General features: G+C 34.6%; 11 protein-coding genes, 1 tRNA gene and 2 pseudogenes. 3 read left to right on the top strand and 11 right to left on the bottom strand.

The features are described 5' to 3' along the window. Nucleotides 1-5: 5 nt before the first annotated feature. The 6 genes from ACFIK7_RS05595 to ACFIK7_RS05570 all read right to left on the bottom strand — a co-directional run bounded on the left by ACFIK7_RS05595 (nt 6) and on the right by ACFIK7_RS05570 (nt 7,274). Nucleotides 6-779 carry a TatD family hydrolase gene (locus tag ACFIK7_RS05595; RefSeq protein WP_273791049.1) on the bottom strand — a complete coding sequence of 258 codons (774 nt, stop codon included), beginning with the start codon at nt 777-779 and terminating at the stop codon, nt 6-8. Continuing rightward, nucleotides 769-2,328: a methionine--tRNA ligase gene (gene metG / locus ACFIK7_RS05590; RefSeq protein ID WP_375631131.1), complete on the bottom strand. Its 1,560-nt coding sequence runs from the start codon at nt 2,326-2,328 to the stop codon at nt 769-771. The genes ACFIK7_RS05595 and metG overlap by 11 nt, the downstream gene beginning before the upstream one ends. A gap of 76 nt (nt 2,329-2,404) precedes the next feature. Further along, complete coding sequence (locus ACFIK7_RS05585) at nt 2,405-3,448, bottom strand: DNA polymerase III subunit delta' (protein ID WP_375663058.1); 1,044 nt, start codon at nt 3,446-3,448, stop codon at nt 2,405-2,407. Next, the gene (gene tmk, locus ACFIK7_RS05580; RefSeq protein ID WP_273791046.1) at nt 3,445-4,089 is read right to left on the bottom strand and encodes a dTMP kinase; all 645 of its coding nucleotides are present in this window, start codon (nt 4,087-4,089) and stop codon (nt 3,445-3,447) included. Before tmk ends, ACFIK7_RS05585 begins: the two co-directional genes overlap by 4 nt. Nucleotides 4,090-4,117: 28 nt before the next feature. Further along, nucleotides 4,118-5,281 carry a D-alanyl-D-alanine carboxypeptidase family protein gene (locus ACFIK7_RS05575; protein ID WP_273791045.1) on the bottom strand — a complete coding sequence of 388 codons (1,164 nt, stop codon included), beginning with the start codon at nt 5,279-5,281 and terminating at the stop codon, nt 4,118-4,120. A 1,093-nt stretch (nt 5,282-6,374) separates the two neighbouring features. Beyond that, nucleotides 6,375-7,274 carry a septal ring lytic transglycosylase RlpA family protein gene (locus ACFIK7_RS05570; protein ID WP_273791043.1) on the bottom strand — a complete coding sequence of 300 codons (900 nt, stop codon included), beginning with the start codon at nt 7,272-7,274 and terminating at the stop codon, nt 6,375-6,377. A 277-nt stretch (nt 7,275-7,551) separates the two neighbouring features. On the opposite strand from ACFIK7_RS05570, the pseudogene ACFIK7_RS05565 reads away from it, so the two are divergent. Next, nucleotides 7,552-7,738, top strand: a pseudogene (locus ACFIK7_RS05565) (hypothetical protein); the annotation flags it as partial. 90 nt (nt 7,739-7,828) lie between these two features. Here the strand turns inward: ACFIK7_RS05565 and ACFIK7_RS05560 are convergent. Further along, nucleotides 7,829-7,904, bottom strand: a tRNA-Lys gene (locus ACFIK7_RS05560). A 1,225-nt stretch (nt 7,905-9,129) separates the two neighbouring features. Here ACFIK7_RS05560 and lexA point away from each other — a divergent pair. Continuing rightward, a complete protein-coding gene (lexA, locus tag ACFIK7_RS05555) occupies nt 9,130-9,834 on the top strand; it encodes a transcriptional repressor LexA (protein ID WP_375663057.1) in 705 nt (234 codons plus the stop codon). Between the two features lie 461 nt (nt 9,835-10,295). Further along, nucleotides 10,296-11,609, top strand: a complete 1,314-nt coding sequence (gene rimO / locus ACFIK7_RS05550) for a 30S ribosomal protein S12 methylthiotransferase RimO (protein WP_375663056.1) — start codon at nt 10,296-10,298, stop codon at nt 11,607-11,609. Between the two features lie 531 nt (nt 11,610-12,140). Here the strand turns inward: rimO and ttcA are convergent. From ttcA to ACFIK7_RS05530, 4 genes and pseudogenes are all read right to left on the bottom strand, one after another. Beyond that, nucleotides 12,141-13,016: a tRNA 2-thiocytidine(32) synthetase TtcA gene (ttcA, locus tag ACFIK7_RS05545; RefSeq protein ID WP_273791040.1), complete on the bottom strand. Its 876-nt coding sequence runs from the start codon at nt 13,014-13,016 to the stop codon at nt 12,141-12,143. Between the two features lie 265 nt (nt 13,017-13,281). Further along, nucleotides 13,282-13,899, bottom strand: coding sequence for a 30S ribosomal protein S4 (rpsD, locus tag ACFIK7_RS05540; RefSeq protein WP_273722651.1), 618 nt, complete (start codon nt 13,897-13,899; stop codon nt 13,282-13,284). Nucleotides 13,900-14,069: 170 nt separating this feature from the next. After that, nucleotides 14,070-14,897: a glutamate racemase gene (murI, locus tag ACFIK7_RS05535; protein ID WP_273791039.1), complete on the bottom strand. Its 828-nt coding sequence runs from the start codon at nt 14,895-14,897 to the stop codon at nt 14,070-14,072. Next, a pseudogene (locus tag ACFIK7_RS05530) lies at nt 14,890-15,727 on the bottom strand (RNA methyltransferase). Before ACFIK7_RS05530 ends, murI begins: the two are co-directional and overlap by 8 nt. Between the last annotated feature and the right edge of the window lie 256 nt (nt 15,728-15,983).

Here is a 15,983-nt window from a genome sequence, read left to right as displayed (position 1 = left end):
TTGCCTTATTTCATTTTGCTAAATAAACGAAAAGCATTACGCGTTGTTATTTGAGCTGTTTCTTCAATGCTTAAGCCAATTGTTTCAGCCAAAACAGCTGCTGTATAACATACAAAAGATGGTTCATTTGTTTTGCCCCGATGGGGACTAGGTGCTAAAAATGGAGCATCTGTTTCCACTAACAAATGCTCATGGGGCACAATTTTTGCTATTTCACGGATTTCAAATGCGTTTTTAAAAGTAAGAATACCTGAAAAAGAAATATAACCACCAAGTTCAATTCCAGCACGAGCAAGTTGCATTCCAGACGAATAACAATGAAGGATAAAGGGAAAAGCTCCTTCTTTTGTCTGTTCACGTAATATTTTCTCCATATCGATATCGGCATTGCGTGAATGTATAACAAGAGGAATCTGTGTTTCTCGAGAAGCAATGATATGTTCATGAAAAACTTTCTTTTGCTCTTCTGGAGTAGAATAATCATAATGATAATCAAGCCCCCCTTCCCCAAACGCAACAATTTTAGGGTGATTCGAGAGCTGTATAAGCTCTTCCGCTGTAATATTTTGTTCTTCATGCGCATGATTGGGGTGTGTTCCAACGGAACAAAAGACTTGATCATAGCTTTGCGCAATGGCTAACAGCTTATCTAACTTATAAACATGGGTTGAAATTGTTATCATACGTTTAACGTCAGCATCTAAAGCCCGTTGGATAACATTATCCAAATCTTGTGAAAAATCTTCAAAATCAAGATGACAATGTGTATCAATCAACATGATGAGTATCTTCTTTCTTCAAGATATAACGAGGAAAAATTGGTTCTGGTGGTGGAAGATCAAGCCCTTCTTGAATTTTTGAATGACTTATATGATACAATAACCGATCATCTTCAGCAACCGCAAGGCTATCAAGAAGTTTCGCTGCTGATTGGGGTATGAAAGGCAAAAGCATAATTCCTATTCTCCGCAAGATTTCTACAGTTATATAAAGAACTGTAGAAAATCGCTCTCGATCATTTTTACGTAAACTCCAAGGTTGTTCGTTGGCAAAATAGCGATTGGCATCTGCTACAATTGAAAAAATAGCTGAAAGTGCTAAATGCATACTATAAGAAGACATAGCTTGGTGTACAGTTTCAAGTACTTGAAGAGATTGTTCTAAAAGCTGTTTATCTTGAGCTGAAAATGAAGCTGGTTTCGGGACTTGTGCATTACAATTTTTGGCAATCATAGACAAACAGCGCTGTGCTAAATTACCAAGATCATTAGCAAGATCAGCATTAATACGGTTCACAAGGCTTTCATGACTATAACTACCATCTTGTCCGAATGGCACTTCACGGAGAAGGAAATAACGGACCTGATCAAGACCATAGTGTTCAACCATTTCAAAAGGATCAACGACATTTCCAATAGATTTTGACATTTTTGCACCACGATTAAGTAAAAAACCATGTGCAAAAATATTTTTAGGCAATTCAATTCCAGCAGACATTAAAAATGCCGGCCAATAGACTGCATGAAAACGAATAATATCCTTACCAATAATATGCGTATTTGCAGGCCAAAAATCACGTTTTTTTGAATTTTCATTGAAAAAACCTATTGCTGATAGATAATTTGTAAGCGCATCAACCCAGACATACATCACGTGCTTTGGATTCTCAGGAACAGCAATTCCCCAGTTAAAACTTGCGCGTGAAATAGAGATATCTTTTAAACCTGATTTGATAAAACTTATAATTTCATTACGCCGCTCAAATGGAGCAATAAAATCAGGATGTTTTTCATAATATTCAAGAAGAGCCTTTTCATAATGAGAAAGTTTAAAAAAATAACTTTCTTCTTCATTCCATTCAACTGGAGAGCCTAATTCCTTCTCACGACGGATGTTGTCTGGTCCAACTTCCGTATCTTTTTCTTCATAATAGGCTTCTTGGCGAACCGAATACCACCCCGTATAACGACCGAGATAAATATCGCCATTTGCTTCCATCTTTTTCCAAATTTCTTGACAAGCTTGATAATGGCGTTCTTCTGTCGTACGGATAAAATCATCGTTAGAACAATTTAATACTGCAAGCATTTTTTGAAACACCGCACTATTACGATCTGCAAGCTGCTGAGGTGTCATGCCTAATGCAGCTGCGGTTTGTTGCATCTTGAGACCATGCTCATCTGTACCAGAAAGAAAAAATACATTTTTTCCGTTTAACCGTTGAAAGCGGGCTAAAACATCGCTTGCAATTGCACTATAAGCATGTCCAATATGTGGAGCACCATTAGGATAAAAAATGGGAGTTGTTATGTAATATGTGTCACGCATGTCATACTCGTTGTAAAACGCTATAAATAAAAGATATTATGACATAACGTTTGTTTATCGCATTGTCACGGAAAAACTAATCCTCATGAATGATCTTATGAACTTTAAAAAGCAAGTTAATAACAAACTGCTTTTTATCGAGATTAAACAGTTGTATTTCCTCTATTTCTTGATGAATCTCCCGCCATTTTTCCGCATATTTTTTTGAGAGAAATAAGTCTCCCTTTTCAACGAGCATGATAGCTTTTTTTTGAATTTTATTAAGAATTTCATCACAAAATTGTTGAAATTGGAATGTAGAAGAAACAGATGAAAATGTTTGTGCAAGAGTATGTACAATCATTGCGTTACAAACAGGTTTCTCTAGGAGAGCATCAATTGTTTTAATAATTTCAAAACCGCCATGGCAAACAAGTAAAGCAGCTTTTCGAGGACTTCCTTTAGATTTTTCAATAATCATTTCAATTGTTTTCTCATCAGGTAAATCCTGATTGGCGAAAATATGTGTAATAACTTTTTTCATTTCATCGTTATTCAAGGGACGAAAAGAGATTTTTTGACACCGTGAATGGATTGTTGGAAGCAATTTGCCAGAAGAATGCGCGATAATAACAAATAACGTTTTTGTAGGTGGTTCTTCAAGTATTTTAAGAATTGCATTTGATGCATTTCTATTCATATCATCTGCAGAATCAACAATAACTATACGCCATCCATTTTCTTGTGATGTTCGGCTTAAAAAATGCATAATATCACGGATATCATCAACGAGTATTCCTGTTTTAAACTTTTGCGTTTTCACATCAAATCGACGTGAAATATACAAAAGACCAGGGTGACTTCCTTGTGTAATTTGGCGCCATGGGGTAGAATAAGGATCGGGTTTCAAGAAAGCACTCTGTTGAAAACTTAAAATGTTCCAAGCAAGATGAAAGGCTAATGTAGCCTTTCCAATCCCATATTCTCCTTCAAATAATAATGCATGATGTAAACGCTCTTCTTTAAGCATTTGTGTCAAAAAATGACGCACATCCTCATGACCAAAGATAACATTGTTCTGGGATGGTGATAAAATTGTATCAATATCATCATATTGGCGTAAGGTATTTACATTACTCATGAAAGCTGATCCAACAATACCTGATGACAAATATTTTTTATTTGATGAGCAATGGCTTCCACTGAGCCAGTGGCATCAATAACTCGAAATCTATGGGGTTCCTGTTTGGCCAATTGAAGAAAAGCCTGACGCCTTTGTTCTTGAATTTCCAACAGATCTTTTTCAAAATAATCAATTTCTTCTGTTTTTTTTCTTCGCAAATTTGCACGCTTCATACCACACATTGCAGGCATATCTAATAAAAATGTTAAATGAGGCAAAATACCATTGAGCGCAATACACTCTAAAACAGAAAGAAGAGAAGAACTGACGGTATCATTGAGTCCTTGATAAACGCGTGTAGAATCAATAAAGCGGTCACATAAAACGATTTTACCTTTTTGCAAAGAAGGTGCGATAACCTCAGTAACATGGTCGACACGTGCAGCTGTAAACAAAACAGCTTCAATCAACGGTCCATACTGTCGCGCCTGCCCCGACAACAAAATATGCCGGATTGCTTCTGCTCCTGGTGTTCCTCCTGGTTCTCGTGTTGTGACAACATCATAACCTTGGTGTGAGAGAGACTCAGCAAGTAAAGAAATCTGCACCGTTTTCCCTACCCCGTCCCCTCCTTCAAATGTAATAAAATAACCTGACACGTATGATCTTAACCTTATTAGCGCGTAACTACAAATATTTTCGTAACCATCCAATTGTTATTTCATAGAATGCATTTTTTACTTTTGCAAAGAAACTTCCTTCCTGAACATTCATTCCGGCAAAAACTGGTTTTTCCAGAAGAACCTTTTTATCTTCTAAAATTTGAATAACGCCAACTGATTGCCCAGAAACGATGGGAGCTTTCAATGGACCATGATATTTAATTTTTGCTTTAACATTTACTTTTTTTTCATTCGAAAGCATAAAACTTATTGGTGTTTTAACAATGAGTGGAACAAAATTTTGTTTACCACCATAAACAGAAGCACGACCAACCGTTTCTTCTTTTGTAAAAATCGTTTTGAGATCAAAAGCCGTCATTCCCCATTGAAGAATGCGTTCTATTTCTTTTGTATATTTTTTACCATCTTGCAAACCATTGATTGCTAAAAAAAGACGTCGATGATTTTTAGAAATGGTGGCAACCATTGAAAAACCTTCTTTTTCACTGTAGCCAAAACCAAATCCTTCTACACCAATTTCCTTAGAAATAAGAGGATTTTTATTACGTTGAAAAATATTATTCCATGTAAAATGAGGCTCACAATAAAGTGCATAATAGTCCGGATATTCCTGAACAATATGACGTGCTAATATAATCATATCACGCACAGTTACAAATTGTCCCTCTTCGGGTAACCCTGTTGCATTAACAAAATGACTCTGAGATAATCCGATTATTTTTGCGCGCTGATTCATCAACTTTGTGAAATGAGCTTCATCTCCCGATATTCCTTCAGCAAGAATAATAGCAGCATCATTTCCATTCACAATAATTAAACCACGCAACAGATCAGAAACACTGATTTCTGTTTTTATCTTTGCAAACATAGTGGTTGTACCGGAAGGTGCTCCACCCTTGCGCCAAGCATTTTCACTGACCTTAAATTTCTGCGTACTTTTTAATAATCCTTTTTTTAATTGATGAAATACAACTTCTGCTGTCATCAATTTTACTAATGAAGCAGGAAAAAAAGGAATAGCACTTTGTTTTTCATAAAGTATTGTCTCTGTATCATCATCGAGTAATAACAATTGTGAAGCAGAAATTTGAAAATCTTCTGCTTTCCCCCACATGACAAATACCAATATCCCCCATAAGGTCAATAAGATCCTTAATATTGTGTACATAGCTGCTCCTCCCATCCCAAAGATCAACATAAAGAATCTTATATAGGAAAAAACTTTTTTATTTCCGCAAATTGAGGAATTATTGATAACTCAAGAAAAGATTTTATTTTTATTCAGCGTTAGCAAAAGTAAAATGATGCACTTCTTATCTTCCACCTAGATTCAATTTTATGTTTTAAAGCATGAGAGACAAAATTTTTTTTTATTTGTTGTTTTATATTGATAGTAGATTGATTTATTATGATAAATTATAATCTTTTAACGTGGATCTGATTCAAAATACTGTAAGATTCTTTCGTTATATTTCCTCTCATATTGAATTCAATAAAATCGCTTGCTTACGCATCATAAGTAGGGTTCGTATATAGATAAAAATTATTAAAAAAGAGAGTAAAAATACTTCTTATCAACCTCTCAAGTGTTAAGAATTATCGCATAAAACATTGGGGCTTGCAAAGTGTATGACGGTGTCGGTTTATATCTTCATAAGTGTGAAGATGGTGATATCTAAAGGCGTTACAGTTATGCCATTCACAGGCGCTGTCGTAAAATAGACCTGTAGCGTGTTGAAGTATGTCTCTTTTAAATAAGTTCGTGAATTGGCAATGTAAGCGTATTTTGTTTGAGACGCTCTGTTTTTCGTGAGGGAACTTACTCCATTAAAGAACATGATAAACAAAAGCATGAGGTAATATATAATCTCTTCATAAGATATTACCGTGGATACTTTGGAAAATTGCAAAGCCGAATCAAAAGAAAATATTTTTTTACTTGTTAAGCTTTTTATTCCTCTCAAATCGATTGTACAGTTGTTTTGGAGATTACACAAACAGACTGATACAATAATCTACCTTCGTCTAGCAAAAGCTATTACAGTAAGAAAAGTACGCGCTTTATTAAGCAAGCAATATCATAAAACGACGAATAGACCAGCAATGGAGTAGAAAGGCCGTACTGAATTTATAATAATAGCACCCCACCACGCTTTTTGAAAAGGACAAAGCGCTTTAAGATGAAAATCTTACACTAAATCCGTAAGTTCTTACCTTTTTTACTAGAAAATTATATAGATAAAAAATCAATGCATTTTTTCTTAAAACAGTTGTAGCCAATTGACCTTTGTTTTTTTGTTTAGCTTATTTATAGAAGCAACTTGATCGAATGGAATCGGCTTATCAACCATGATAGGACCAATTTCTGGCAATTTAACTGCAACAGTTTTATTACGTTGTTCCTGTTCAACAGCAGCTGCTTTAGCTAGTTCCTTTTTGTTTCCTGTATTGCGCTGCTCTTTTAACAAAACAGTTTCTCTTTTTTTCGAAACATTTTCCGACGCTAATGAATATGGGGCAGCATTTCCAGGAGTATAAGAGGACATTAAATATGCACCATCATAATAGCCAACAGGTGCTTCAGCAATATATTCTACTTTAACATCTGCAACCCCCCTATCTACATACCCCAGTATTGTCGCAGCTTGCCTTGATAAATCAATGATTCTGTCTTTCATAAAAGGTCCGCGATCATTCACTCTAACAACGATTGAAGATCCATTTTTCAAATTAGTGACACGAGCATAGCTAGGTAAAGGCATTGTAGGATGAGCAGCAGTCAAAAGATTCATGTCATAAATTTCACCGTTGGCAGTTAAACGTCCATGAAAATCTGAACCATACCATGATGCTTCGCCAACACGTTTATAAGTTGGATCACTTTGAGGATAATACCACTTTCCTTTTATTTGATAAGGTTTACCAACAATCGCTCGTCCACGCTTTTTTTCTTCCGATTGATTCTTCTTATTGGAGACTTGTTGAGGTAGTACAGAAGTGTTTACGTTAATTGGTTTATTATGATAGGAATCTTTTATTGAAAAATTCATAGTTTGGCTTGCGCAACAAGATACCAGTGACTGAGAAATGACGATCATAGAAAACAATTGAAGTGTTGGTTTAATCATAAAAGTAAATTTCTTTTTTCTATTTGAAGGCATCTATTCAGTCCACTTATTTCTGTTAAGTACTACTGTAAAAACCACGTCACGCTTTTTGTACGCAACGGAAGAATTTACGTTTTTAAATGATTCCCCTCGCGCATATACCACTCTTGAATTGGCCCCTTCTATCAAGAAATTAACGTATTGTTAACCTTTTTATGATCTTCATAAGAAATAAATGTACTATAGTAGATGTTAAAAAGAGTAAAAATTAAATAAATCAACATCTTATAGAAAAGTCATTTCATAATATAAAGTGTGAATAAGTGGTGATTTTAGCAACTTGTTTTGCGAATCATGTAATGCAGTGGGTATTAAAAAATCAACCTATAGATTGAGAAAATTAGAAACCACATGTGCTGCCAACGCAGGTACAATCCTATCGTAATCTTAAAGCTCTTTTTTGTTGGACAGGAGACAGCATAGCATCGCTCTATTTCAAAACAGCTGATAGAAAATGACAGGTTATAGAATCAACAAAAAACTTCAAAAAGAATAAAAACAAGAAAGATTCTTAAATTTTTTATAGCCTATTGATATTAATTTAAATTTGGTGAGCGCGCAGGGATTCGAACCCTGGACCTACTGATTAAAAGTCAGTTGCTCTACCAGCTGAGCTACGCGCTCTCATACAAGCTATCTAGTTTGCACACTATCTAATTTGTAGAAAGTGAAGGGAACATACGGTTGACTTTCCATTTGGTCAACACCTTTTGGAGAAAAATATTATTATTTTCTTCAATTATCAATAATTTTTCGTTTTCACCCCTTTACTTCATCATTGTATAAGTACTCTTTAATCTTATTTTTGAAGTTTCAATAAAGGAAAAATTTCACTGCAAAATATTGCATAGATTCGAAGCGTTAAAATTATGAGAAATTACCCCCTTCCCCTCACATGGGTTGTTGAGCATAATGGGTAGAGAAGAAAAAATACCTTTTATTATAATATTATTTTTTATATCTTTATATCTTAGTGTTCAATTTTCAAATATAAATACAGATTTATAAGATAATATATTGATTTATAATAATTTATCATTTTTATCACTTGAGTGATAAGTCTCAAATACTGTAAGCTTATCTCATTTCAAATCTTTTTTATATTGAAACAATAAAAAGCATTTTCTTGACCAATATAAGTGAGAGAATAAAACTATAAAAAAGAAATGAAAATACCTTTTATGCCTCCTTTCAATAATCAAAATTTATCGTAACATTAGGGTTCATGAAAATAGTATATAGCAGTTGACACGTTAGACCTGAAAATGGAACAATGAGCAACAATGGCATTTTGAGAGTATAATTTTATTTATGCATAATGAATATATAACGAAAGCCAGTTTATCCTATAGAATAAAGTAGATATGAAGCAAAAATTTAGTCTCATTGAAAATATCTCGAATGACTATAAATTGTGTTCACTATTAGAGCTGTAGATAATTTTACTAAGAATAAAAAAGCAGAAATAATATGCAGTATGTAAAATGATTTTAAATACCCATAGAGAGTTCTAAATATATAGAATACCTTCTATTTAACTTTTTTATATCAGAAATTACAAAACATGTAGATATATTTTTAGAAGAAAAGGATAATACTGGTCATAAAATTTGGTGTTAGATAATTCAGTCAGAACTATAAAGTATTTTATACATTATTTAATATTAATGTAGCTATATAGTATATAAATAATAATTTAAATATATCTATAAATAAACATATTTATTTATTAAACGATAAGATCAAAAATAAAGAAAATAATTTTGATTTGGCGATAAAAATTGTAAAAGTGTTATATATACATGTATTTTTACTTTAATAATTTTTATTATTTTGATTGGAATATTGAATGCTAACATGTAAACAGTATGAGCTACTCTTGTTTATTCATAACCATATAAAAGAAACTGGTGTTCCTCCTTCTTTTGAAGAAATGAAAAATGCATTAGAACTTTCTTCAAAGTCTGGTATTCATAAGCTCATTATAGCCTTAGAACAAAGAGGTTTTATACGTCGTTTGCCCAATCGTGCTCGTGCTGTGGAGGTAATTCGACTTCCTGAGAAAATAACATTTAACCTTTCTTTAGCACGTAAAATTTCTCCCAGTATAATAGAAAGAAATAAAAGGGAAATATCAAAAAGCTTGAATCCCTTTGATGAAGAAGAAAAAAAAAATATCACCATTCCTATTATGGGACGTATTTCTGCAAGCGTACCCGCCTCTGCTATACTGCAGCAAATAAACAGCCTTTCTCTTCCACTCGATATGGTTAATACAGGTGAGCACTACGCATTAGAAGTTAAAGATGATTCTATGATGGAGGCTGGTATCTTTGATAAAGATACGATCATTGTGAAACGTCAAAATACAGCAATAACAGGTGAAATTATTGTTGCGTTTATTGATAAAAAAGAAGCAACATTAAAACGTTATCGACGCAAAGGAGCTTCTATTGCATTAGAAGCTGCAAATCCTCATTATGAAGTACGGACATACGAATCTGAGCGTGTAGAAATACAAGGCAAACTTACCGGACTTATTCGCAAATATTAAAAAATAAACCTTATAGTACGCGATATATATCGCAATAAGAAGCTGTTGAGTATTTTTTTATTGTGCCACACGCAATTGACTTCTTCTCCACAGCCAAAGGATGCCCCCAATTCGGTTTATAAACAATCCAGATCCTTATCGAGCGGATTTCACTTTCCCTTCCCTCCATTGTTCTTCACTTATGTCAAGGCTTGGCAAGTAAGCTTTAAAATATTCACCACGTACTTTGAAAAGAACTTGAATGCTTTTAAGAAAGCAGCCTTATATCCTCGTCCTCAATGATGGAATTTTACGATATAATAAAACAAAATTGTATGCATGCATAAAAACACATAAAATTTTGTAGAAAAAAATCAAATAACTTTGTAACAGACTGTATTGCATAGGTATAAAAATAAAGAACATTATTTTTAAGTTAATAAAAACGTAACTGAATCATTCATAGTAATTGTAGGATCATCATGGTAGCACCTCGTATTAGTTTTGTCTCCCTCGGATGCCCAAAAGCACTCGTAGATTCTGAGCGAATTATTACACGCCTTCGCTCTGAAGGGTATGAGATTTCACGTCAACATCAAGGAGCTGATGTCGTTATTGTGAATACCTGTGGTTTTCTTGACTCGGCAAGGAGAGAATCATTAGCCAATATTGATGAAGCTCTTAAAAAAAACGGAAAAGTTATTGTAACAGGGTGTCTTGGTGCTGATCCTGATGCTATTCGCCAAACATATCCTAATGTATTGGCTATTACAAGACCGCAAGCTTATGAAAGCGTTATAGAAGCTGTTCATACAGCAATTCCTCCAATTCATGATCCTTTTCTTGATTTAGTTCCTCCCCAAGGTATTCGTTTAACACCTCGCCATTACGCCTACTTAAAGATTTCTGAAGGATGCTCTAACCAGTGTAGTTTTTGTATCATCCCTACTCTGCGTGGTAATCTCACTTCACGTCCCATCAGCGATGTTCTTCGTGAAGCTGAAAAACTCGTGCAAGCGGGTGTAAAAGAACTTTTGGTTATTTCACAAGATACGAGTGCTTATGGTGTTGATCTTAAATATCTCGAAAATTCTTGGAAAGATCGTACAATCAAAACGAAATTCTTTGATCTTTGTCGCGAACTAGGCGATATGGGTATTTGGATACGTATGCATTACGTTTATCCTTATCCCCATGTTGATGAAGTTATCGAACTTATGGCTGCAAAAAAAATTCTTCCTTATCTGGATATTCCTTTTCAGCATGCATCACCGGCTGTTTTGCGTCACATGAAGCGTCCCGCACTTATGGAAAAAACAAACCGTAGAATTGAAAAATGGCGGAAAATCTGTCCAGATCTTACTTTGCGATCAACATTTATTGTTGGTTTTCCTGGTGAAACGAATGAAGATTTTAATATACTTCTAGAATGGCTAGAAGAAGCAAAAATTGAACGCGCTGGGTGCTTTAAATATGAAGAAGTAAAAGGAGCTGCCGCAAATGATTTGGGATTAGAAAATATTCCTGAAGAGGTGAAAGAAAACCGCTGGCATCGTTTTATGGCAAAACAACAACAAATTTCTACATATCTTTTAAAGAAAAAAATTGGAAAAAGACTCCAAGTTCTTATTGATGAAAGTCAAGGAAAAGTTGCCAAAGGACGTAGTCAGTACGATGCGCCAGAAATAGATGGTGTTGTCCATATATCATCACGACGCCCACTGCGTGTTGGTGAATTTGTCACCGTTAAAATCGAACAATCGGATGCCTATGACCTTTATGGTATAGCCGTTTAAAAATTTAACTCCTTCTCTGTCCTCAATGATGAAGATTTCTATCAGCATTGGTTTATAAAAGGTCAGCTACTCACAATCAAACTTGATCACTTATGTAACTCACTTCATGAGAATTTACGAGCAATTCTTGCCCTGAGTGTTTGCTATACACTCCCAAAATATCAAGCAGTTATATATTCTCTTAATTTAATGCCTTAAATGACGGTGACGGCGGCGCAACAGAATAAAATAAAATCCACAAGGTTCACCATTTTTAATTAACAAAAGAGCAAATCAACAACCGTACTATTTTCCTATTTTTGATATTGCGACAGTCATTGGTTAGTGAAAGGAAAATTTTTTCAAGAGAGTTTGATGCACACGAGAATTTCCTTTGTGATATGCAGGCAGATGTTTTTTATAGATGCAATATAAGAGAATTTGAAACAAAACAATCTGACGGTATTTAAATTAAAAAACAATAAATTATCATTATAAATAAGTATCTTATCTTAAACTCTTTGAACTTATTTTTTAAATATCTAATTTTTATTAACACGTTTTAAAATCAAAGAATTTCTTATCAAGCAAATGACTTGGGCGTACATTTGTTAAAGCGCGAATCATCGTATCTTTACGTCCTGGCATTTGTCTTTCTATATTTTTCAGCATTTCTTTCATTGCATTACGTTGCAAACCATCTTGACTACCGCAAAGATTACAAGGAATAATCGGAAATTGCATTGCTTGAGAAAATTTTTCCATATCTTCCTCAGCAGCATAAACAAGAGGACGTAACACAAAAAGATCTCCTTCATCATTTTTAAGTTTTCCAGGCATGGCAGCTAATCGGCCACCGTGAAACAAATTCATAAAAAATGTTTCTAAAACATCATCACGATGATGACCTAAAACTAATGCAGAACATCCCTCTTCACGTGCAATACGATAGAGATTACCACGTCGTAATCGAGAACAAAGTGAACAATATGTCTGCGACTCTGCCAATTTATCTGTAACAATGGAATAAGTATCCTGATATTCAATACGATATGGAATTTTATAAGAACTTAAAAAGTCTGGAAGAATATGCTTAGGGAATCCTGGTTGCCCTTGATCAAGATTACAGGCAAGAATTTCAACGGATAAAAGACCTCGCCACTTTAAGTCTAAAAGAAGCGCTAATAAACCATAAGAGTCTTTTCCACCCGATAAAGCAACAAGCCATTTTTCTCCTGTAGAGAGCATAGAAAAATCATCCAAAGCTTGTCGCATATGACGTAAAAGTCGTTTGCGTAATTTATTAAATTCTACGCTTGAAGGAGCAACACGAAACATTGGATGACAATTATCTGCTTCGCTTATTAAAGGATCATCTCTCCCTTCGTTTTCTTCTATTACTTGATATTCAACTGGAACATCATTCATAATACCATATCCTGCACAATAAACAGCTCGTTTTGCAAAGATAAAAAAATATTAAAGCAAGCTTACATCTATGTTTTTTGAATTTATAAATTAGATACACAAAAAAGAAATGGAACTATACAAATTTATGACTATAAAACATAGCAATAAACTTAATATAGAACCATTTACAAAAAGAACTTATTAACTTCAAATATTGTAAGAATAACACAATATTTTGAAGTTATCATACTAGAAGAGAGAAACAATTTCTCTTACAGAAAAATTATCGAGAATAAAATTCAACAACCAAATTAGGTTCCATTTGCACAGCATAAGGAACATCTGCAAAAGCAGGAATACGCGTAAAGGTTGCTTTCATCTGTTTATGATCTGCTTCAATATAATCAGGGACATCACGTTCTGCCAATTGCACTGATTCTAACACTAAAACAAGTTGTTTCGATTTTTCCCGAACCTCAATAACATCACCTGGTTTACAACGATAAGATTGAATGTTTGTGCGCCGCCCATTGACATTAACATGACCGTGATTGATAAATTGGCGAGAAGCAAAAATCGTAGGTACGAATTTTGCACGATAAACAACAGCATCCAAACGTGATTCTAACAGACCGATAAGATTTTCGCCAGTATCGCCCCGTCGACGAGCAGCCTCTTCATAGGTTTTATGAAATTGTTTTTCTGAAATATCTCCATAAAACCCTTTCAATTTCTGTTTAGCGCGCAACTGCACCCCATAGTCAGAAAGTTTTCCTTTCCGACGCTGTCCATGCTGACCTGGACCATAATCACGACGATTGACAGGAGATTTTGGACGCCCCCAAATATTTTCTCCCATACGACGGTCAATTTTATACTTTGTTGTTTCGCGTTTACTCATCGCATTTCCTTATAAAATAAAACACGAGATCTTAAGATCCCAAGGAAACGCGCCCTCCTCTGCCTTTAAATACTAAAGACTGACAGAATACCTTAACATATCAATATGCAAAGTTATCCACGGGACACGTCAATTAATGCTATTTTCTTGAAAAAATAGCCAGATCATCATTATTGGTCTCGTAACCCAAAGTCAACTCCTTTCATGAGTTTTAAGCCAAATCCTTTAAACAAATTCTCCGTTAAAGAAGTGATATTTTTCGATGTCAACAACGCAAAATCTTGATATTTCTTTATATATTGATGGTGTATTTCTCCCGACAATGGTAATAAAGATCTGATATGTTTGGCGATCGCTTTCGCCGGATCAATCCACTCAACGGACCATAAAGCATGTTCACGAAAGAAATTAATCAAAAAAGGATAATGTGTGCAGGCTAAAACAATAACATCCGTATATTGTCCATTTTTTTCCACAAAACATGGCAGGATTTCTTTTCTTAACTCTTCTGAATCGATAGATTTTCCCCGTAAATAATCTTCAGCAAGTCCAGCCAGCTTTTTACTTCCCACAAGCTGAACATGACACTGTCCAGCAAAAGAGTTAATTAATTCATTTGTATAAGCACGTTTAACTGTTCCAGGAGTCGCTAATACGGAAATAAAACCAGATTTTGTTTGTTCTGCAGCTGATTTAATTGCAGGAACCGTTCCTACAAAAGGGACATGAGGAAAATTCTGTCGTAAATCTGCTATCATCAGTGTAGAAACAGTGTTGCAAGCAATCACACATAAAGCTGGATTGTAGCGTGTTAAAAGATTTGTAAAAATCTTCAAAATACGCTCTTTCAAAATATTTTCTTTCCAATTTCCATAAGGAAATCCTGCATCATCAGCAACATAGATAAATTGCATTTCAGGAATAAGAATACGCGCTTCCCTAAACACTGTTAAACCACCAATACCGCTATCAAAAAAAAGAACAGGTCGTTCATCCATTAGTTTTCACACTTATTTTTAATTTTTTTACGATCACGTTCTTCAGGTGCTCTACTCCCTCGTGGATATTGTGGCGAAAAATGATCCAAAGAAGATATAATGCCTCGCAATAAACGAACCTCAGGTTCACTAAAGTTAGCGCGCGTAAAAACAGAGCGCAAATTTGCAATCATTACTTCTTTGCGTTCTGGGGGTCTAAAATACCCACGGATATTCAAAGCCTCTTCTAACTGAGATAAAAAACCATGAAATATTGTTTTATTTGCAGGTTCCATCTCTGCGGCACGAAATGCCGTATCGCTGACATTCTCTAAACCAGTTTTCATCCATTCGTAAGACATTAAAAGAACCGCTTGCGCAATATTAAGTGACGCAAAAGCAGGATTAACTGGAAAAGTAATAATTTCATCAACAAGGCTGATTTCATCATTTTCTAGTCCCCATCTCTCTCTTCCAAAGACAATACCTGTCTTATGTCCGATACTTTCACGCTGACGTAATACGCTTGCTGCTTCGACAGCACTTTTTACAGTTTTAAATCCACATCTTTCACGTGCTGTTGTGGCAAAAACATAGTGTAAATCTGCAATTGAATCACGCAATGTGTTAAAAATCACAGCATTGTTAATGACATGATCAGCTTTACTTGCAGCAGCTCTAGCTTTTTCATTTGGAAACATTTCTCGAGGTTTGACTAATCGAAGCTTAGAAAGCCCAAAATTCGCCATTGCCCTTGCGACCATACCAATGTTTTCAGGAAGCTGCGGTTCAACTAAAATAATAATGGGACCATTTGTTAAATTTTCACGATTCTTATTCGTTCCTGCCATCAATCTTACCTAGTTTCACTTAAACTATCTCCCTCTCCACTATTTTTTACGAAACCTTTTTCACAATACTCTAATGCTGTTTAATAATAAATTATAGACAATGTTATCTTTTCATTCAAAGATAATAGTTTCTAAACCTAATAATAAATTTTAAAAGCCATTAAAGTGAACGATATCGTAGCGTTTTTTACATCAATTTTATCTACTTTTAATAGGAAACAGCCCCTGCAAATCATAATCTCAGTTGAATTATGAA

This window comes from Bartonella sp. CL266QHHD (genome assembly GCF_042195355.1).
Taxonomy (GTDB): domain Bacteria; phylum Pseudomonadota; class Alphaproteobacteria; order Rhizobiales; family Rhizobiaceae; genus Bartonella.
The sequence above is the reverse complement of the archived record's forward strand: the minus strand, read 5'-3'. Positions and strand labels throughout refer to the sequence as shown.